Annotated in this window: 19 protein-coding genes; 11 read left to right on the forward strand and 8 right to left on the reverse strand. The window is 64.7% G+C overall.

Translation table 11 applies throughout. From position 1 onward, the window contains the following. The first annotated feature begins 9 nt into the window (after positions 1-9). A complete protein-coding gene (gene rsmI / locus HNP55_RS16180; protein ID WP_184301877.1) occupies positions 10-915 on the forward strand; it encodes a 16S rRNA (cytidine(1402)-2'-O)-methyltransferase in 906 nt (301 codons plus the stop codon). Here the strand turns inward: rsmI and HNP55_RS16185 are convergent. Continuing rightward, on the reverse strand, positions 903-1394 hold the full coding sequence (locus HNP55_RS16185; protein WP_348648718.1) for a DUF4188 domain-containing protein: 492 nt from the start codon (positions 1392-1394) through the stop codon (positions 903-905). The genes rsmI and HNP55_RS16185 overlap by 13 nt on opposite strands. After that, positions 1391-2380 carry an NAD-dependent epimerase/dehydratase family protein gene (locus HNP55_RS16190; protein ID WP_184301522.1) on the reverse strand — a complete coding sequence of 330 codons (990 nt, stop codon included), beginning with the start codon at positions 2378-2380 and terminating at the stop codon, positions 1391-1393. Before HNP55_RS16190 ends, HNP55_RS16185 begins: the two co-directional genes overlap by 4 nt. 108 nt (positions 2381-2488) lie before the next feature. On the opposite strand from HNP55_RS16190, the gene HNP55_RS16195 reads away from it, so the two are divergent. The 5 genes from HNP55_RS16195 to htpG all read left to right on the forward strand — a co-directional run bounded on the left by HNP55_RS16195 (position 2489) and on the right by htpG (position 8644). After that, on the forward strand, positions 2489-3382 hold the full coding sequence (locus HNP55_RS16195) for a LysR family transcriptional regulator (protein ID WP_184301525.1): 894 nt from the start codon (positions 2489-2491) through the stop codon (positions 3380-3382). Continuing rightward, the gene (tldD, locus tag HNP55_RS16200; protein ID WP_184301528.1) at positions 3379-4842 is read left to right on the forward strand and encodes a metalloprotease TldD; all 1464 of its coding nucleotides are present in this window, start codon (positions 3379-3381) and stop codon (positions 4840-4842) included. The genes HNP55_RS16195 and tldD overlap by 4 nt, the downstream gene beginning before the upstream one ends. A gap of 218 nt (positions 4843-5060) precedes the next feature. Then, positions 5061-6200, forward strand: a complete 1140-nt coding sequence (locus tag HNP55_RS16205; protein ID WP_184301531.1) for a 3-deoxy-7-phosphoheptulonate synthase — start codon at positions 5061-5063, stop codon at positions 6198-6200. Between the two features lie 94 nt (positions 6201-6294). Beyond that, the gene (locus HNP55_RS16210; RefSeq protein ID WP_184301533.1) at positions 6295-6606 is read left to right on the forward strand and encodes a hypothetical protein; all 312 of its coding nucleotides are present in this window, start codon (positions 6295-6297) and stop codon (positions 6604-6606) included. 157 nt (positions 6607-6763) lie between these two features. Beyond that, on the forward strand, positions 6764-8644 hold the full coding sequence (gene htpG / locus HNP55_RS16215) for a molecular chaperone HtpG (RefSeq protein WP_184301536.1): 1881 nt from the start codon (positions 6764-6766) through the stop codon (positions 8642-8644). 33 nt (positions 8645-8677) lie between these two features. Here the strand turns inward: htpG and HNP55_RS16220 are convergent, their stop codons facing one another. After that, on the reverse strand, positions 8678-9394 hold the full coding sequence (locus HNP55_RS16220; RefSeq protein ID WP_184301539.1) for a hypothetical protein: 717 nt from the start codon (positions 9392-9394) through the stop codon (positions 8678-8680). Positions 9395-9546: 152 nt separating this feature from the next. Between HNP55_RS16220 and HNP55_RS16225 the strand changes: the two genes are divergently transcribed. After that, positions 9547-10407, forward strand: a complete 861-nt coding sequence (locus HNP55_RS16225; RefSeq protein ID WP_184301540.1) for a hypothetical protein — start codon at positions 9547-9549, stop codon at positions 10405-10407. Positions 10408-10428: 21 nt separating this feature from the next. On the opposite strand, the gene HNP55_RS16230 is transcribed toward HNP55_RS16225, so the two are convergent. The 3 genes from HNP55_RS16230 to HNP55_RS16240 form a co-directional block, all read right to left on the reverse strand. Continuing rightward, positions 10429-11502 (reverse strand): serine/threonine protein kinase, encoded by a 1074-nt coding sequence (locus HNP55_RS16230; RefSeq protein WP_184301543.1) that lies wholly within the window; start codon positions 11500-11502, stop codon positions 10429-10431. A gap of 323 nt (positions 11503-11825) precedes the next feature. Beyond that, on the reverse strand, positions 11826-12536 hold the full coding sequence (locus tag HNP55_RS16235) for a DUF2726 domain-containing protein (protein ID WP_184301545.1): 711 nt from the start codon (positions 12534-12536) through the stop codon (positions 11826-11828). A gap of 255 nt (positions 12537-12791) precedes the next feature. Next, positions 12792-13466, reverse strand: a complete 675-nt coding sequence (locus tag HNP55_RS16240; protein WP_184301883.1) for a GNAT family N-acetyltransferase — start codon at positions 13464-13466, stop codon at positions 12792-12794. A 403-nt stretch (positions 13467-13869) separates the two neighbouring features. Here HNP55_RS16240 and rplM point away from each other — a divergent pair, with 403 nt between their 5' ends. From rplM to erpA, 3 genes are all read left to right on the forward strand, one after another. Then, on the forward strand, positions 13870-14298 hold the full coding sequence (rplM, locus tag HNP55_RS16245; RefSeq protein ID WP_124453582.1) for a 50S ribosomal protein L13: 429 nt from the start codon (positions 13870-13872) through the stop codon (positions 14296-14298). A gap of 9 nt (positions 14299-14307) precedes the next feature. After that, positions 14308-14700 (forward strand): 30S ribosomal protein S9, encoded by a 393-nt coding sequence (gene rpsI, locus HNP55_RS16250; RefSeq protein ID WP_184301886.1) that lies wholly within the window; start codon positions 14308-14310, stop codon positions 14698-14700. Between the two features lie 198 nt (positions 14701-14898). Beyond that, positions 14899-15273, forward strand: coding sequence for an iron-sulfur cluster insertion protein ErpA (erpA, locus tag HNP55_RS16255; protein ID WP_184301548.1), 375 nt, complete (start codon positions 14899-14901; stop codon positions 15271-15273). Between the two features lie 71 nt (positions 15274-15344). Here the strand turns inward: erpA and HNP55_RS16260 are convergent, their stop codons facing one another. Both HNP55_RS16260 and HNP55_RS16265 read right to left on the reverse strand, forming a co-directional pair. After that, the gene (locus tag HNP55_RS16260) at positions 15345-16445 is read right to left on the reverse strand and encodes an anhydro-N-acetylmuramic acid kinase (protein ID WP_184301550.1); all 1101 of its coding nucleotides are present in this window, start codon (positions 16443-16445) and stop codon (positions 15345-15347) included. A 37-nt stretch (positions 16446-16482) separates the two neighbouring features. After that, positions 16483-17886: a M23 family metallopeptidase gene (locus tag HNP55_RS16265; RefSeq protein ID WP_348648719.1), complete on the reverse strand. Its 1404-nt coding sequence runs from the start codon at positions 17884-17886 to the stop codon at positions 16483-16485. A gap of 291 nt (positions 17887-18177) precedes the next feature. On the opposite strand from HNP55_RS16265, the gene tyrS reads away from it, so the two are divergent. Further along, entirely contained in the window at positions 18178-19455 is a 1278-nt protein-coding gene (gene tyrS, locus HNP55_RS16270) for a tyrosine--tRNA ligase (protein WP_184301553.1), read from the forward strand. The last annotated feature ends 53 nt before the right edge of the window (positions 19456-19508 follow it).

Here is a 19508-nt window from a genome sequence, read left to right on the forward strand (position 1 = left end):
TCCTCCTTGATGCTGCAGGCCGCGGCGGCGGCCGCGGGCTCGCAGCAGTATCCCGCAGCCACGCTGTATGTGCTGGCCACGCCCATCGGCAATCTGGCCGATCTGAGCTACCGCGCCGTTCATGTGCTGAGCCTGGTCGATGCCGTGGCCTGCGAGGACACCCGGGTCAGCGGCGGCCTGTTGCGCCATCTGGGCCTGCACAAACCCTTGATCGCCCTGCACCAGCACAACGAGCACGAGGCCAGCGCCGGCCTGATCCGGCGCCTGCAGCAGGGCGAGCGCATCGCCTACATCAGCGACGCCGGCACGCCGGCCATCTCCGACCCCGGCGCCGTGCTGGTGGCGGCGGTGGCGGCGGCCGGCCTGCGTGTCTTCCCGGTGCCCGGCGTCAGCAGCACCGTCACCGCCTTGAGCGTGGCGGGCGATGCCCAGGCCCAGGGCTTTGAGTTTGCCGGCTTCTTGCCGACCAAGGCGGCCGAGCGCCGCACGGCGCTCTCGGCCCTGTGCAAGAGCCCGCGCAGCCAGGTCTTGTTCGAGGCCCCGCACCGCATCCAGGCCTTGATCGAGTTGCTGGCCGATGTGTGCCCGCGGCAGAAAGTGACGGTCTGCCGCGAGCTGACCAAGCAGTTCGAGACCGTCTACACCGCCCCCGCCGCCGAGCTGCCGGCCTGGCTGGCGGCCGACAGCCAGCGCGAGCGCGGCGAGTTCGTGCTGGTGCTGCATGCCTTGAAGCCCGAATCGGCGGCGGACAGCGATCTGCCCATCGAGGCCTTGCGGACCCTGCAGATTCTGGCGGCCGAGTTGCCGCTCAAGCAGGCCGTGGCGCTGGCCGCCGAAATCAGCGGCGCGCCGCGCAACAAGCTTTACGAGCTGGCGCTGGCGCAGAAGAAGGCGCGTGAGTCTCAGGACGATTGAGGCTCTGAATCGCTGGCCTGCAGCCGCCCGGCCGCCGATTTGCGCAGCCCGCTGGCCGGCTGCAAATGGCCGGCGCGGCCCAGGCCGAAGGCCGGCATATTGAGGTAGACATTTTCATAACGGCCCGGCGAGACGGCATAGCTCTCGTGCCAGATGCCTACCGTGCCGTCCGTGCCCACCGCCTGGTTGAAAGCGGCCCAGGCAGGCAGATGCTCGCTTTCGCGGTTTCTGGCATAGGCCAGCAACTGGTCCATGGAGCGCCAGTACTGCACGAGCAGGATGGTGCGTGAAAACCAGAGATCGGCATGCAGCAGGCCCAGCTCGGGCTTGGCTTGCAACTCCTTCAGCATGCGTGGCATGGCCTGGGCGACCGGCCACCATTTGTGCAGCAGCCAGGGTTTGTTGATGCGCATGCCGATCAGGAAGACGACGAAGTCGCCGTCCAGACTGGCGCATAGGCGTTCGCGGTGAATCATCATGGGCTGAGCTTGGTGTTGAGCTTGGGGGCCTTGGCGGGAGTCAGCAGGGCCGGGATGCTGTCACGCAAGGCCTGCGCTAGCGCTGTGTGGGACGGCGCGCCGATCAGGGCAAGCAGCTCGGTGTCCACCAGGCGATGGGGCCGCTCCCAGAGGTAACGCATTTCGGTCACGGCGCGCCAGCTGGGGACCAGCAGCCCGCCCAGCTTCATCAAGCCCCAGGGCAGACGGCGGGGCTTCAGCTTGCGGCCGTGGAGCCGCTCCAGCGTCGAGAGCAAGACCTGACCCTCGATCGCATGGCCGGCGAAGTGATAGCGGTGGTGGCCGCGCAACTGGGCCCGTCGCTCGGCCACCCGCACAAAGACCTGGGCCAGATCGGGCAGATAGGCCCAGGCATGGACGAGGTTCAGCGGGCCGGGGTAGACGAAGACGCCCCGGTCCAGCTTGCTCGCGATCGCCAGGTCCAACCAACTGCCGCTGCCGGTGCCGCCGAAAAAATCACCGGCGCGCAGCACCACCGAGTCCAGGCCCTGGGCCGCCGCCGCGGCCATCCGCGCCTCCAGCGCGATGCGCAGCCGGGCCTTGGATGTGTCGGGCCGCTCGGCTGTGGACAAGTCCAGCCGTTCCGGCAGATCGCGGCCAAAGTTATACACATTGCCGGGCAGCATCAGCAGGGCGCCCAGGGCCTGGGCCGTGGCCTGCGCGCTCGCGGCCAGGGGCGGCAGCATGGCCTCCCAGCGGTGATAGGGCGGGTTCAGCGCATTGATCACGACGGGGATCTCGGCCGCCGCCTGCCTGGCCTGCTGCAGCAGCGCGCCGCTGTCCAGCGCGTCGCAGCGCAGGGCCTGGATCAGGGGCTGGCCCAGCAGCGGCGCGGGCAAGGGCTTGCGCGCCTGGGCCAGCACCTGCCAGCCGGCTTGGGCAAAGGCCGGGCCTAGCGCCTGGCCCAGGCGGCCGGCGGCGCCGAGGATGAGAACCGTTTTTTGCATGGCATGTCTTGTTGAGCTGGCGATGCTTGCAGTGTGTCCATCCACGGAGTTATGCGGAAGCCATGTTTCTGAATCGCAGCTATGCATCAATGAATTAATAATCGGCGCATGAATCAAGACTTGGATTGGTCCTTGCTGCAGGTCTTTCTGGCCCTGGCCGAGGCCGGTTCGCTCAACCGGGCGGCTCCCCGGCTGGGCCAGAGCCAGCCCACGCTGAGCCGCCAGCTGGCGGCGCTGGAGGCGGATTTGGGCCAGACCCTGTTCGAGCGCCATGCCCGCGGCCTGCGCCTGACGGCCGCCGGTCAGGCCCTGCTGCCGGCCGCCCAGCGCATGTTTGATGCCGCGCGCGAGCTGAGCCTGGCGCTGGCCGCGCGCGACCAGTCCCTGGCCGGCACGGTGCGGCTGACGGCCAGCGAGGTGGTCAGCCATCACTTTTTGCCGCCGGTGCTGCTGGACCTGCGGCGCCAGCACCCCGAGATCCAGATCGAGCTGGTGGCCAGCGACCAGGTGGCCAATCTGCAGGAGCGCAGCGCCGACATCGCCCTGCGCATGTTCCGCCCCGAGCAGCCCACCCTGGTGGCGCGCAAGCTGGGCGACTGGGCGCTGGGCTTTTACGTCCACCGCGACTACCTCGCCCGCCATGGCCGGCCCGAGATGGGCAATCTGCTGCAGCACCAGTGGCTGGGTTATGACCAGTCCGAGCTGATGCTGCGCGGTTTTGCCCGGGCGGGATTCCAGATCGGGCGCGAGTTCTTCGGCTTTCGCTGCGACAACCAGTTGGTGGCCTGGGAATGCATGCGCGCCGGCATGGGCATCGCGGTCGGGCCGCAGGTGCTGGCGGCCAGGGACGCGGCCCTGCTGCGCGTGCTGCCCGAGATCCCCATCCCGCCCCTGCCTCTGTGGCTGACCGCCCACCGCGAGTTGCGCGACACGCCGCGCCTGCGCCTGGTCTTCGACGCCCTGGCCCAGGCCTTTGCCGCCCCTCCTACAATGCCCCCATGATTTCGCGCGAACCCACACTTGCCCGCCTGGTAGCAGCCCGTAGCCAATTGCTGGAGCCCTATGGTCTCAGCGAAGCGGTGCTCAACAAAGCCTTGCGGCTGATCACCGAGCATCGCGTCGATGATGCCGACCTCTACTTCCAGACCACCCGTGCCGAGGGCTGGAGCCTGGAGGAGGGCATCGTCAAGAGCGGCAGCTTCAGCATCGACCAGGGCGTGGGCGTGCGCGCCGTGACGGGCGAGAAGACGGCCTTTGCTTATTCCGACGACATCTCCGAGGCCGCCATCCTGGACGCCGCGCTGACCGTGCGCAGCATTGCCGCCGCCGGCCAGAGCCGTCGCGTCAAGGTGCCCAGCACGGGCACCGTGGCGGCCAGCCGCGCGCTCTACGGCATGGACGACCCCATCGCCAGCCTGGACAGCACCGAGAAAGTGGCCTTGCTGGAGCGCACCGAGCGCATGGCCCGCGCCAAGGACCCGCGCGTGGCCCAGGTCATGGCCGGCTTGGCCGCCGAGCATGAGGTGATTCTGGTGGCCCGTGCGGATGGAACATTAGCCGCCGATGTGCGCCCTCTGGTGCGCCTGAGCGTGACCGTGATCGCCGAGAGCAATGGCCGCCGCGAGGTGGGCTCGGGCGGCGGCGGCGGCCGCTTCGGCCTGGCCTATTTCAGCGACGAGATGATTGCCAGTTATGTGGAGCAGGCCGTCACGGCGGCCCTGACCAATTTGGAATCGCGCCCGGCCCCGGCCGGCGAGATGACCGTGGTGCTGGGCCCGGGCTGGCCCGGTGTGCTCTTGCACGAAGCCATAGGCCATGGCCTGGAGGGTGACTTCAACCGCAAGGGCTCCAGCGCCTTTGCCGGCCGCATCGGCCAGCGCGTGGCCGCCAAGGGCGTGACGGTGCTGGACGACGGCACCCTGCCGGACCGCCGCGGCTCCATGAATGTGGACGACGAGGGCTGTGCCTCGCAGCGCAATGTGTTGATCGAGGACGGCATTCTGAAGGGCTATATCCAGGACGCGATGAATGCGCGCCTGATGAAGGTGGCGCCCACCGGCAACGGTCGACGTGAGAGTTATGCCCATGTGCCCATGCCGCGCATGACCAACACCTATATGCTGGGTGGCGACAAAGATCCGAAGGAAATCATCGCCAGCATCAAGAAAGGCCTCTACGCCAGCAACTTCGGCGGCGGCCAGGTGGACATCACCTCGGGCAAATTCGTGTTCTCCGCCAGCGAGGCCTTCTGGGTCGAGAACGGCCAGATCCAATACCCCGTCAAGGGCGCCACCATCATCGGTAACGGCCCAGACGCACTGACCCGGGTCAGCATGATTGGCAACGATATGCAGCTGGACACCGGCGTCGGCGTCTGCGGCAAGGAGGGCCAGAGCGTGCCGGTGGGCGTGGGCCAGCCAACGCTGCGCATCGACGGTTTGACGGTGGGCGGTACCGCCTGAAAGCTTGGCGTCAAAAGAGCGTGCTACATTCCAGCCCATGATTTCGCGCCCGGTGTGTTTCTTTTTTGCGTATTTTTGGTTCTCTGGCCCAAGGCGGCTGAGAGGCGATGACGCGAACACGCGATAGCGCAGCAGATCTCAGAAAACCGCCCGGCCCCCAGCCAGGCGGTTTTTTTTTGCCTCATTCCTTTTTTCTTTTCAGCCGAGAGACGTCACACATGAATGCCAAGAATGCCAAGCATGAGAAAGCGGAACACCAGGCCGAACGCTGGTACTCCCCGCAGGACAAGACCAGCCAGACGGATGACCAGCGCATCCGTGACGTCACTCCGCTGCCCCCGCCCGAGCACCTGATCCGCTTCTTCCCCATCAGCGGCACGCCGATGGAAAAGCTGATCAGCGGCACGCGCGAGAACATCCGCAAGATCATGGAGCGCAAGGACGATCGCCTGCTGCTCATCATCGGCCCCTGCTCCATCCACGACCCGGCCGCCGCCGTCGAGTACGCCCGCCGCCTGCAGGTGCAGCGCGAGAAGTACGCCGACACGCTGGAGATCGTCATGCGCGTCTACTTCGAGAAGCCGCGCACCACGGTGGGCTGGAAGGGCTTGATCAACGACCCCTATCTGGACGAGAGCTACCGCATCGACGAGGGTCTGCGCATCGCCCGCCAGCTGCTGCTGGAGATCAACCGCCTGGGCATGCCGGCGGGTTCGGAGTTCCTGGACGTGATCTCGCCGCAATACATCGGCGACCTGATCTCCTGGGGCGCCATCGGCGCGCGCACCACCGAGAGCCAGGTGCACCGCGAGCTGGCCTCGGGCCTGTCCGCCCCCATCGGCTTCAAGAACGGCACCGACGGCAATATCAAGATCGCCACCGACGCCATCCAGGCCGCCGCCCGCCCGCACCACTTCCTGTCGGTGCACAAAAACGGCCAGGTCGCCATCGTCGAGACCAAGGGCAATAAGGACTGCCACGTCATCCTGCGCGGCGGCAACAAGGCCCCCAATTACGATGCCGACAGCGTGGCCGCCGCCTGCAAGGAGCTGGCCGCGGCCAAGCTGGACACGACGCTGATGGTGGACTGCTCGCATGCCAATAGCTCCAAGCAGCACAAGCGCCAGCTCGATGTGGCGCGCGATGTGGCGGCCCAGCTCAAGGCGGGCAGCCGGCATATCTTCGGCCTGATGGTGGAAAGCCATTTGTTCGACGGCGCGCAGAAGTTCAGCCCCGGCAAGGATGACCCGGCCCAGCTGGAGTACGGCAAGAGCATCACCGATGCCTGCCTGGGCTGGGACGACTCCCTGGCCGTGCTGGAGGTGCTGAGCGAGGCGGTCAAGAGCGCCCGCGGCTGAGCGAAGCAGCCCGGCTCCCCGGCGCTTGCCGCAAAATAGGGCTGGGCCTCGCTCACAGGGCTCGCATCCGGTGGTTCATTTGAAGGAGTCAGGAATGCACAGCACAGTCAAGGTCGTGTTCGGCCCAGCGCATGAATTTGATCTGCAGGTCGATGGCAGCGAGGTTCTGTCCTTCGAGGCCGCACGGGCATGGCTGGATGAGCAGTTCGTTCTGCATGGCTGTGTGCCCATGCGTGGTTCGGGCAAGGTCTTGATCGCCGACAAGATCGTGGCCGTGGCCGCCGCCTTGGGGCCGGCCGCCTTTGCCGATCCGGCCCTGGCCCTGGACTATGCTCGCGCCGCCAGCGGTGCCCTGAGCAAGGCCTTGCTGCGCGTGGACGTGGCCAAGCACGCCATCTCTTATTGACGCGGCCTTCGGCAGGCGAAAATCAAGCCTTGAAATGCAAGCCGGCGACCCCAGGTGCGGGGCGCTGGCTGCTGTTTCTTGCCTGCCTGCGCGCAAGCAGGACCAAGCGGCACTCTCATTTGAATTTTTCTCTTTCAAGAACAAGCTCAGACAAGCCATGACCAAGCAAACCCATTCCTTCCAGGCCGAGGTCAAGCAGATCCTGCACCTCGTCACCCACTCGCTCTACTCCAACAAGGAAATCTTCCTGCGCGAGCTGGTCTCCAACGCTTCTGATGCCTGCGACAAGCTGCGCTTTGAGGCTCTGGACAACGCCGCCCTGTTCGAGGACACGCCGAATCTGGAAGTTCGGGTCTCCTTCGACGAAGCCGCCCGCACCGTCACCATCAGCGACAACGGCATCGGCATGAGCGCCGAGGAAGCGATTGCTCATCTGGGCACCATCGCCAAGAGCGGTACGCGCGAATTCATGGCCAAGCTGGAAGGCGATCAGAAGAAGGACGCCAATCTGATCGGCCAGTTCGGCGTGGGCTTTTACTCGGGCTTTATCGTCGCCGACCGCATCACGGTGGAAACCCGCCGCGCCGGCTTGGCCGCCGAGCAGGGTGTGCGCTGGAGCAGCGAGGGCACGGGCGACTACGAGGTCGAGAGCATCAACAAACCCGGCCGCGGCACCGATGTGATCCTGCATCTGCGCGAGGGCGAGGAGGAGTTCCTCAAGACCTGGCGCCTGAAGTCCATCATCAGCAAATACTCCGACCACATCTCCCTGCCCATCCTGATGCGCAAGGAAGAGTGGGACGCCGAGAAGAGCGAGCAGGTGCTGAAGGACGAGTGGGAGCCGGTCAACAAGGCCTCGGCCCTGTGGTCGCGCAGCAAGAGCGAGGTCACGCAGGAGCAGTACGAGGAGTTTTACAAGCAGATCAGCTACGACAGCGAAGCGCCGCTGGCTCACACGCATAACCGCGTGGAAGGACGCAGCGAATACACCCAGCTGCTCTACATTCCCAAGACGGCGCCGTTTGACCTGTGGAACCGCGACAAGCGTGGCGGCGTCAAGCTCTACGTCAAGCGCGTCTTCATCATGGACGATGCCGAGGCGCTGATGCCGGTCTATCTGCGCTTCGTCAAGGGCGTGATCGATTCGGCCGATCTGCCACTCAACGTCAGCCGCGAACTGCTGCAGGAAAGCCGCGATGTGAAGGCCATCCGCGAGGGTTCGACCAAGCGCGTGCTCTCCATACTGGAGACCCTGGCCGATAGCGAGGACGCCGCCGAACGCGCCAAATACGCGGACTTCTGGAAGGACTTCGGCTCGGTGCTGAAGGAGGGTGTGGGCGAGGACCATGCCAACCAGGAACGCCTGGCCAAGCTCTTGCGCTTTGCCTCCACCCATGCCGACGAGGGCGTCTCCCTGGCCGACTACCTGAAGCGCGCCAAGGAAGACCAGGACGCGATCTACTACATCACCGCCGACAGCCTCAGCGCCGCCAAGAACAGCCCGCAGCTGGAGATCTTCCGCAAAAAAGGCATCGAGGTGCTGCTGCTGACCGACCGGGTGGACGAGTGGATGCTGTCCCATCTCTACGAATTCGAGGGCAAGCCCCTGCAGTCGGTGGCCAAGGGCGCGATGGATCTGGGCAAGCTGCAGGACGAGGAAGAGAAGAAGAAGGCCGAAGAGGTTGCTGAAAACCTCAAGCCCCTGCTGGACCGTCTGAAGGAGGCGCTGAAGAGCCGCGCCAAGGATGTGCGCGTCTCCACCCGCCTGGTCGATTCCCCCGCCTGCATCGTGGTGGAAGAGGGCGATATGAGCGGCCATCTGGCCCGCCTGCTCAAGCAGGCCGGCCAGGCCGCGCCGGCCTCCCTGCCCACGCTGGAAATCAATGCCGAGCATGCCCTGGTTAAGAAGCTGGACGGCAGCGCCCAGTTCGATGAGCTGGCCCAGGTGATCTTCGACCAGGCCGTGCTGGCCGAGGGCGGGCATCTGGAAGATCCTGCCGCCTATGTGCGTCGGGTCAACGCGATGTTGCTGGCCTGAACTGATGTTCTGACCGCGCCGTCTCGACGGCGCTCAATGGCATTCGGTGCCGAGTTCGGTCTTGCTTCGTTCGAGCGGGCGCACTCCCGCCGAACGCAGCCTGTTGAGGATGTCCGACCGAAATGCCGCCAGCGCAGCGGGGGTGTCGGCACCTTTCTTCGACACCTCGAGAAAGATGGCAGTCTCTCCGGCAAGCTTCCAGGACTCTATCGTGACGGTTTCGTCGGCGGACTCGCGCCGTGTCATGGTTGCGGTGCAGCCGCGCTGAGGGCCCACCATGGCTGCTGGCAATGCGCTTCCCAGGCTTGCCTTGGTGGTGCAGCTGCGTGAGTAAACCCGGCGAACCGTTTCCTCATCCAGCACGGTGAGGTCGATCTCGTCCTTGTGCTTGGTTTTGCCGATCAGCGGGCACCAGGCACCGTCGGGGATGTCCGCCCAGCCGACCGTGCTGCGGTATTTCCAGCTCACGTCGGTCTTCTTCTTGCTCTGGCGCTCGCGAAGAATCGGGCCGGCCGCCGTCGCGTCTGCCGTCTTGTTGCTTGAGAAGTAGCGAATCGAGTACACGGTGGGTGGCCCATCGACCTTCAACAGCTCGGCGGCCTCGTCAAGCGTGGCCGGCCCACCCTCCGTGGATTTCCACCGAACCGCATATTCGGCATCGGGCTCCGCCGCCGCAGTGGAAGCCATGGCAAGCGCCGCAGCCAAAGCCATCAGCCAAGGATCAGCGCGCATTCCGGTTTTAAGCGACATAGATGCCTCCAAAGGCCTGGGATCACATCACAGTGCAAGAGCATGCGCTTCCAGCGCTTGAGGGATTCCCAGATGACGCGGGATTGCTAGGCTGACTCGCCCGGGTCGGCGCATCGCGTCTGCCGGAGCGTCACCGAGCGCAAGGAGGTCTCATGAAGATCGTCAACTTCTCTCTCGAACAAGGCAATAAGTACTTTGGCAAAGTGGACGGCCGGCGCTTCTTCATCGGCCGGCGCGTTTCCTACGAGGGTGGCAAGGGCTTGATGAACATCGAGGGGCAGTCCGGGCAAAGCTACGACCGCAAGACCTTCCGGCCGCGCTTTGGCTTCTGGGCCGACTTCATCCACCCCACCGCGATGGCCGAGGGCGCACTCTTTCACACCTTGAACACCTATGACCGCGCTCTGTTCACCTTCTCCTTTCTTCAGTTTGCTGCCCACGTTCCCGATGGCGACTTCGTCCTGTACTTCCGCAAACTGCTGTCGCTACCGCTCGCCGCAGAGTACTTTCCCGACCTGCAGTTGATTGAAGGGCGGATTTGTCGGCAAGCGGGCGATGGCAGTTCCGTGCCTCTTGAGACCTCATCCTCCACAGCAGGTCTGCTCGACTACCTCAATCCGACGCGCAACGAGGTCGAAGACACCGAGGTCATCCAGTCGGCCAAGTTCATCCACTGGGTGCAGAACGACCCTTTGCACCGTGATGTGCAGGTGGCTGTCGGCATCGACAACTTCAAGTCCAAGATGGTGGGCTACGCCGCCCAATACAAGCTGAATGGGGCGGAGGATACGGTCTGCGCAGTGATCGCAGACATCCGTCACCAGGGGCGCGCGAAAAGCGTGGATATCTTGATGGCCTTGTCCTCATCGAGCCCCTTGGCTTCCTTGCTCAAGCTCGGTGAGCCTAAGTACCACGAGCGACTGCTGACACTGAGGCGCGAGATCGACAAGTTGAGAGCCGATGGAACCCTTGGTCATCGCCACTACGATCTGGCAGCTAGAGATTTCGTTTGAAGGTCTGGGGCCTGGCTGGCCTTATTTGAAGTTTGAATCGTCGATCTCGTAGTTGTCGCTGGGCGCGCCGACGTCGAGATCGTCTTTTCTGGGCTGCATCAAGTCCAGCTGCTCGCGCAGCTTGGCCACTTGGTCGTGCCAGTAATTGCTGCTGCCGAACCAGGGGAAGGCGAGCGGGAAGGCCGGGTCGCCCCAGCGCTTGGCCAGCCAGGCGCTGTGGTGGATCATGCGCAGGGTGCGCAGCGGTTCGATCAGGCGCAGCTCGCGGCGGTCAAAAGGGGCGATGGTCTCATAACCCTCCAACACACAGGCCAGTTGCTGGCGGGCGGCGGCCTCGTCGCCGGGCAGCAGCATCCACAAGTCCTGCACGGCCGGGCCCATCACCGCATCGTCCAGATCGACAAAATGAGGGCCGTGGTCGGGTGTCCACAGAATATTGCCGGGGTGGCAGTCGCCGTGCAGACGCAGCAATTGCAGCTCGGGCAGGCCGTCAAACGCGGCCTGGATGGCTTGCAGGCAGGCATCGACGACGGCGCGCCAGTCGCTCACGATGTCCAAGGGCACGCAGTCCTGCGCCAGCAGCCAGTCGCGCGCCACGCGGCCCGGCTCGGCGCTGGCCCACAGCTGGCGGTGCTGAAAAGGCTGGCGCCGGCCGACCTCGTGCAGGCGTGCCAGCAGGCGGCCTATCCAGGTGAGCACCTCGGGGTCTTCCAGCTCGGGCGAGCGCCCGCCTTGGCGGGGTGTGACGGCAAAGCGCTGGGAGCCGATATGGGCCAGCGTCGGCGGATCGCCGGCCAGGGCCAGCAGGCCCCGCGCATCGTTGAGCGCCCAGGGCGCGGCCACCGGTACCTCGGCCTCGGCCAGCTCGCGGGCGAAGGCGTGTTCCTCGAGGATTTGCGCGTCGCTCCAGCGCTCGGGGCGGTAGAACTTGGCCACGGCCACGCGGCCGTCTTCCAGATGCAGTTGCAGCACCCGGTTTTCGTATGAGTTCAGCTGCAGCATGCGGCCATCGCCGTAGAGGCCGGCGGCGTCCAGGGCGTCCAGCATGAACTCGGGCGTGAGCGTGCCGAAGGCGAGATCTTGTTCAGGATTCATCAATGAAAAACGGCGCCGACCGTTGGGGTGGGCGCCGCCTGCAGTATCGCAGGCCTGGAATCTCAGTTGTCCATGGTGCTGATGCGCCACCCGCAACGCATGAAACCGGGTATTTCGGGCCGAGCGCCGGCCCGCCTGAGGCCGCTTGCGGCTCAATGCCGCATGTGGCCTCGTCCCCGCGGGGGCTGAGGCCGGACACATTGCGCCCAGTGGGCGTGATGTGCCTGCCGAAGGGCTGCGGCCTTGGCCGCAGCGCGGTCTGCAAGACCGACCAGGCTCGCCCGCGTTCAGCGGGGCGAGATTGGGCGAGGGGCAGTTTTACTTCAGCGCGGCAGGCGCGTGCCGTAGCGGGGTGACTCCACCACCATGCCGACGATGTCATTGGGCGCTTCGTCGGGGTATTGCGACTCGGCATTCAACGCTTCGGCAAAGGGGCGGGAGTTCTGGAAGCCGCGCGGGCCGCCGCTGGCGGGGTCGAAGCGGCTGTCAGGTGCGAAGAAGGAGTCGTTGAAGATGGAGGAGTCCTGCCACAGGGCCTGGCTGCGGCCAGCGTGGCCGGCCGCATGGCGGCGTGGCGTGTTGCTGTTGATGCTGGACCGGGCCGCGCCCAGAGTACTGGGCACGGGAGCGGGTTGGGGGCCGCGCGACTGGCTGTTGCTGAAGGGCACCAGCAGCTGCAACTCGGCGGCGCTGGGCAGATTGTCGATGGGGCAGCGCAGATAGCGCACCCGGCAGGCGCCCAGCACTTGCTGCTTGATCTGCAGGCTGCGGCCGGACATGCCGCGGTCGCTGTCCAGATCCACGGCGGCCAGCACCCGGCCGTTGGGGCTGCAGACGGCGAAGCTGACGTGGATGGCCCCCAGCAGCTCATACCAGTAGCGCACTTCCTTGGCCTCGGTGGGCTGGCAAAAGCGCACCAGGGGCAGCTTGGACAGGATGATGTGGTGGGGCAGGGCTTCTTTGAGCAGGCGGTAGACGCGGCGTTCGTCGGCGCTGAAGACGGGGCGGGCGGTCAGTGACCAGTCTGCCGGCAAGGGCTTGCCTGAGTTGGCGGGTCGCCGCAAAGCCCAGATGAGGGCAAGTGCCAGAGTGACGAAGCATGCGGCCAACGCAGTCGTCCACAAAATGGTGGTTTGCATTTCCCTCGACAGCCTAAATTTTTGATTTTGCGCATCAAATTTAGCGCTTCTCTAGCGAATGTAGCGGATATTTGTGACGCCTACCCCCGTGGCAACCCAGGCCAAATCCCCCTAGTTCAGGGGATGAAAAAGCTTTGCGGCGCAGCTTGTTCAGAGCTTGGCGGCCTTGCCGCCGGAATCGAATTTGGACTTGACCTCGGCCACGCCCTCGATGATTTCACCGAAGACGCGGGCATGGCGCTTGAACTGAAAGTCCAGTTCGGCCATATGGCGTTCGATCGCCTCGCCCACATGGGAGGAGACGGTGTCGGGTGGCAGGCGCAGCCAGGCTTCGGACTCGGAGCCATCGCGCTCCACCGTGGCGCCGGCATTGCGGGCGATCTTCAGCATGGCGCCGTTCTCGCTCAGGGCGTGGATGAATAAGGTGTCGATGCCGCGATTGCGGGCGTGCAGGGCGGCGCGCTCAAACAAGCGGGCGCCAAAGCCCCGGCCACGCACCTGTTTGAGCACCGAGACGCCAAACTCCGCCATCGCCGCCTGGCCTGCGCGCTGCGGGCTGGGGGCATAGGCCAGATGAGCCATGGAGACCAGTTCCAACCGGCGGTTGAAGATGCCCAGGACCTCATCGCGGGCGAAGTCCAGGGACATGGCGTAGCGGCTGATCTGCTCGTCCGACGCTGGGTAGCCGAAGCGCAGATAGCGATCCCGCTCATCCAGCTGCAGCAGGTGCTGAGCAATGCGATGGCGGTGGCGGCGGGCCAGCGAACGGATGGGCACCCAGGACGACAGGCGCTTCAAGGCCGACGTCGGCCCCCAGCCGGACATTTCTTCGGCGACGCTGCCGCCCTGGCCGGGCGTGCCGGTCTGGGTCTGCGAGGGCTCGACTTTTGCTGCTTCGGGGCTGGATTTCATGCTGAGGCCTGCGGAGGGCTCCTGGTAGTAACCCTGATACTAACCTGGGAAGTCCCTGGATGCTCGCCCGACAAACGATGGATCGAACAAAAGACTTCTCAAAAATCACGCTTCGCTGCTAGAATGGCGGGCTTTCCCCGATCTTGGTTGCGGGGAGAGAAGTCTTTTCGCTCGTGTGTGAGAGGTCGCGAGAGTCGGTTCTTTCTAGAGCCACTCCCAATAAGCGGCACCGAACAACAGCGATCAGTAGTGAAAAGACTCCAATCAACCATCCGACCGTTTGCCTTATTTTGAGGCAAACATTCGAAAGAAACTCATGAAGACCTTCAGCGCCAAGCCGGCCGAAGTGACGCACGAGTGGTTTGTGATTGACGCCACCGACAAGGTGCTCGGACGTGTTGCCAGCGAAGTGGCACTCCGTTTGCGCGGCAAGCACAAGGCCATTTATACGCCTCACGTGGATACCGGCGATTTCATCGTCATCATCAACGCAGAAAAGCTGCGCGTCACTGGCAACAAGGCCAATGACAAGGTGTATTACCGTCACTCGGGTTTCCCGGGCGGCATCTACGCCACCAAGTTCAAGGACATGCAAGCCAAGCACCCGGGCCGCGCCCTGGAAAAGGCTGTCAAGGGCATGCTGCCCAAGGGTCCTCTGGGCTATGCCATGGTGAAGAAGCTGAAGGTCTATGCAGGTCCTAGCCACCCGCACGCCGCTCAGCAGCCCAAGGCTCTGGAAATCTAAGGAACGATGATGATCGGAAACTGGAACTACGGTACAGGCCGCCGCAAGTCGTCGGTCGCTCGTGTCTTCATCAAGAAGGGCACCGGCCAAATCGTCGTCAATGGCAAGGCCATCGGCGAGTATTTCGGCCGTCAGACCTCGATCATGATCGCCAAGCAGCCCCTGCTGCTGACGAACCATGGCGAGACCTTCGACATCAAGGTGAATGTGCACGGTGGTGGTGAGTCGGGTCAAGCCGGTGCTCTGCGCCACGGCATCACCCGCGCCCTGATCGACTATGACGCGACCCTGAAGCCCGAACTGAGCCGCGCCGGCTTCGTCACGCGTGATGCGCGTGAAGTCGAGCGTAAGAAGGTCGGTCTGCACGGCGCTCGTCGCCGGAAGCAGTTCAGCAAGCGCTGATCGAACTTCCGTCCTGTGGCTGGGTCTTTGCGATCCGGCTCAGGCCAACAACAAGGCCGCTTTCAGCGGCCTTGTTTGTTTCTGCGGAGGGATTTTCCGCAATAACCTTATGGGGAGCCCGCCTGTATCGGCGCCGATACGGCTTCTCCCAGCAAAAGCGTCGACAATAGGCGCAGTTGAAAAAACCGAGGAATGACCATGAGCGCAGTGCTTGAAACAACCGTCCCCCAGGCCGACGATATGCCTGCACCGCTGGTCTTCACCGACAGCGCTGCGGACAAGGTGCGTGATCTGGTGGCCGAAGAAGGCAATCCCGAACTGAAGCTGCGTGTCTTTGTGCAAGGTGGCGGCTGCTCGGGCTTCCAGTATGGTTTCACCTTCGATGAGGCCGTCAACGAAGACGACACCGCCATGGTCAAGAATGGCGTGACCCTGCTGATCGATGCAATGAGCTTGCAGTATCTGATGGGTGCCGAGATCGACTACAAGGAAGACCTGCAAGGCGCCCAGTTCGTCATCAAGAACCCGAATGCCACGACCACCTGCGGTTGTGGCTCCAGCTTCTCGGCCTGATCACCGGTCGAAGATTCGCTGCCTGAACTGGAAAGCCGCCCACGGGCGGCTTTCTTGTGTCCGCTTGGGATTCAGGCGGGATAGAGCGCACCCAAGATCCTCGGTCCGGCCGCGCCGGTCACCTGGGGCAGATTGCCGGGCAGGCCGTGGACAAAGCGCTGGGCCAGCCAGGCAAAGGCTGCGGCCTCCACCTGCATCACCGGCACGCCGCGTGCGTTGCTTGTTAGCACCTGCATCTGTGGCAGCAAGGCCTGCAGGCGGTGCATCAACTGGCCGTTCAGCGCACCGCCACCGCAGACCAGTAACTCGCCGCTACGCTGGCTTGGGGTCAGGCTGCCGACAATGCTTTGTGCCGTCAGCTCCAGCAGCGTGGCTTGCACATCCGCCGCGGCCTCATCGCCGCGCAAGGCGCGCGCCAGCCAGGCGCTGTTGAAGAGATCGCGCCCGGTGCTGCGCGGTGGCGGCTGCTGGAAGTAGGGCTCGGCCAGCAGGCGGGCCAGCAGCTCGGGCAGAACCCGGCCGCTGGCGGCCCAGGCACCATCGGCGTCGAAGTCTTTTTGAAAGTGGAGGGCGATCCAGCCGTCCATCAGGCAGTTGCCGGGGCCGCAGTCAAAGCCCAGGCTCTTGCCGTCCTGTGAGAGCAGGCTGAGATTGCTGATGCCGCCGATATTGAGCACGGCTACATCGGCGTCGCTGCGGCCGAACACGGCGCGGTGGAAGGCCGGCACCAGGGGCGCACCCTGGCCGCCCGCTGCCAGATCGCGGCTGCGCAGATCACAGACAACGGCGACCCCGCTTTGCTCGGCCAGCAGGCTGCCGTTGAGCAACTGGCTGGTGTAGCCGCAGCCATCGAACTCGGTCGGCCGGTGGCGCACGGTCTGGCCATGGGCGCCCAGGGCGCGGATGTCTTGCTTGCGCTGGCCAGATTTTTCCAAGAGCTTGGTGACGCTGTCGGCATAGCTGCGGGCCAGGGCATTGGCCGCCAGGGCGGCGCGGTGGAGTTCGTTGTCACCTGGGCTGTTGAGACTCAGCAATTCCTCGCGCAGGGCGGCGGGAAAGGGGTCGTGCTGATGGGCCAGCAGGCGCACGGCGCCATCGCCCAGATCAACCAACACGGCATCGACGCCGTCCAGCGAGGTGCCCGACATCAGGCCGATAAAAAGCTCGCTCATGGCCGGATGGCGGCTGGCCGCTGTGCTCTTCTTTCTTTCAGTCGGCGCTGGTCGAGCCATCCACCGTCTGCGCCACGCTCAGCTGGGTCTTCACCTGGGCGACGACTTGCTGGAACTGGCCGCGGGCGTAATTGGGCAGCACGACGGCTTCGGCGGCACGGGCAATGGCGCGCGGATCCTGGTGGGCGCCCTTGACGCGGAACTCGAAGTGCAGATGCGGGCCGGTGGCCCAGCCGGTGGCGCCAACGGCGCCGACGCGCTGGGCCTGCTCGATCTTCTGGCCCTTTTTCACATCGATGCGGCTCAGGTGGGCGTAAACCGTTGTGCGCTCGCCGCTGTGGCGGATGTGGACCACATTGCCGAAGCCGTTCTGCCAGCCGGCGAACTCCACCGTGCCATCGCCCACGCTGCGCACCGGCGTGCCGGTGGGCGCGCCGTAGTCAACGCCCAGATGCTTGCGCCAGGTCTGGTGGATGGGGTGGAAGCGCATGGCGAAGCCCGAGGTCACGCGCGAAAACTCCATCGGGCTGGCCAGGAAGGCGCGGCGTTTGCTGCTGCCATCAAAGCCGTAGAAATTGCTCTTGCCGGTGACGCTGTCCTTGAACCAGACCGAGGTATAGGTCTTGCCGTTGTTGACGAATTCGCCCGCCACCAGGCGGCCGCCCGCACCTTCCCAGTTGATCGGCTCGCCGTCGGCGGTGAGGCTCTCGAACACGATGGAGAAGCGGTCGCCCTTTTTGAGCTCGCGGTGGAAGTCGATATCGCCGGAGAACATCTCGGCCATCTGCGAGGCCACGGCATCGGGGATGCGGGCCTCATCGGTGGCGGCGAACAGGGAGCTGCGGATGCTGCCGCTGGCCAGGCGGACCTGGGCCTGCAGAGGCAGGGTTTCGAACTTGGCGCTGAAGCCCTGGCCCTGGCGGCTGATGCTCAGGCGGCTGAAATGGCTGGACTGCTGTTCGGGCCTCTCGGCCTGGAAGCGGGCCACCAGGCTTTGCACCGTGCCCGAGGCATCGGCCGTCAGCTGCACCATCTTGCCGGCGCGGCCTTGCAGCAGGCGGCGGGCGTCGGGGTCATTGCGCAGGAACTGGGCGGCGGCCGGGTCGAAAGCGCCCATGCGCTTGAGCAGGCTGTCGGCGGTGTCGCTGCTGCGGGTCAGCTCATTGCGCGAGAGGCCGATCTGGTGCTCGGCCAAGGCGGCCAGCTGAGCGTCCAGGTCCGGATGCGGAATGCTTTGCTCGACCAGGGTCTGGGGCAATTCCTTGGCATCCGGAGCCAGGGGGGCGATACCGAAAGCGGTGACGGCAAAACCGGTGAGCAGGGTGACGACGGTGCCAGTGAGGGCGCGCGGATGCCGAGCGGCAAAGGCCTCGGCGCCTGTCAGCTGTAGCTTTAGCTTTTGTGTCAGCGATTCTTTGATGGCAATGATTCGATCAGTCACGCTCAGGAAGTCCCAACGATCTTGTTGTTCTGACGCCGGGCGTTCCGCAGTGGCAAGACTGCTGTGGCCCGAGGCATCCGAAAAAATGGCCTCAACCCCATCGTTCAAGGCCTGCAACGTCGCCGCGAATCGGTTCCCGGCAAGCGTCCACTAGAATTGTCTGAAACGCGCAACAAGCATGCCTTTGTGGGCTTGCCGTTGCGGGCTGCGTCGGAGTATACCGACCCGCCCCCGGCGCCAATGCCGCGAAAACCCGATAAATCCAAGCTTTACCTAGGCCCTGCTGCTGTTATGTCCGAATTGCGAACACCTGAGAACGACGCCCCCAAGCCCTCTGTGACGGCCTCTGCCAAGCCCAGCTACCCGGTGACCGAGAGCGTGCAGCAAGCCCTGACCATCAGCTTGCGCGGTGTGGACGAGCTGCTGCCCCAGGCCGATTGGTTGCAAAAGCTGGCCAGGTCCGAGGCCACGGGCGTGCCCCTGCGCATCAAGCTGGGCCTGGACCCGACGGCGCCGGACATCCATATCGGTCACACCGTGGTGCTGAACAAGATGCGCCAGTTGCAGGACCTGGGCCATCAGGTGATCTTTCTGATCGGCGACTTCACCTCCATGATCGGCGATCCCTCGGGCCGCAATGCCACCCGCCCGCCGCTCACACCCGAGCAGATCAAGCACAACGCCGAGACCTATTACGCCCAGGCCAGCCTGGTGCTGGACCCCGCACGCACCGAGATCCGCTACAACTCCGAGTGGAGCGATCCGCTGGGCGCGCGCGGCATGATCCAACTGGCGGCCAAGTACACGGTGGCCCGCATGATGGAGCGCGACGACTTCACCAAGCGCTTTGCCGCGCAGACCCCCATCTCGGTGCATGAGTTCCTGTACCCGCTGATGCAGGGTTATGACTCGGTGGCCTTGAAGAGCGATCTGGAGCTGGGCGGCACCGATCAGAAGTTCAATCTCCTGATGGGCCGCCACCTGCAGCAGGAATACGGCCAGGAGCCGCAGTGCATCCTGACCATGCCCTTGCTGGAGGGTCTGGACGGCGTCGAGAAGATGAGCAAGTCCAAGAACAACTACATCGCCATCACCGAGCCGCCCAACAGCATGTTCGCCAAGGTCCTGTCCATCAGCGACATCTTGATGTGGAAGTGGTTCACCCTCTTGAGCTTCAAGAGCCTGGACGAGATCGCCGCGCTCAAGCGTGAGGTGGAGGCGGGCCGCAATCCCAAGGACGCCAAGGTCATGCTGGCCAAGGAGATCACCACGCGCTTCCACAGCGCGGCTGCGGCCGAGGCCGCCGAGGCCGATTTCAACAACCGCGCTCGCGGCGGTATTCCTGACGAGATGCCCGAGCTGAGCGTCGGCGGCGCGCCGATGGGCATAGGCGGCCTGCTGAAGGTGGCCGGCCTGGTGGCCTCTAACGGCGAAGGCCTGCGCATGGTGGAGCAGGGCGGGGTCCGGATCGACGGCGTGGCCATCAGCGACAAAGGGCTCAAGGTCGAGGCCGGCACTTATGTCCTGCAAGTGGGCAAGCGCAAGTTTGCACGGGTGACGCTGAGCTGATTGGCTCGTCGCATAAAAAACGGGAGGCCTGGGCCTCCCGTTTTACTTTGCGT

It is taken from the genome of Roseateles oligotrophus, from assembly GCF_014204525.1.
GTDB lineage: Bacteria > Pseudomonadota > Gammaproteobacteria > Burkholderiales > Burkholderiaceae_C > Paucibacter_A > Paucibacter_A oligotrophus_A.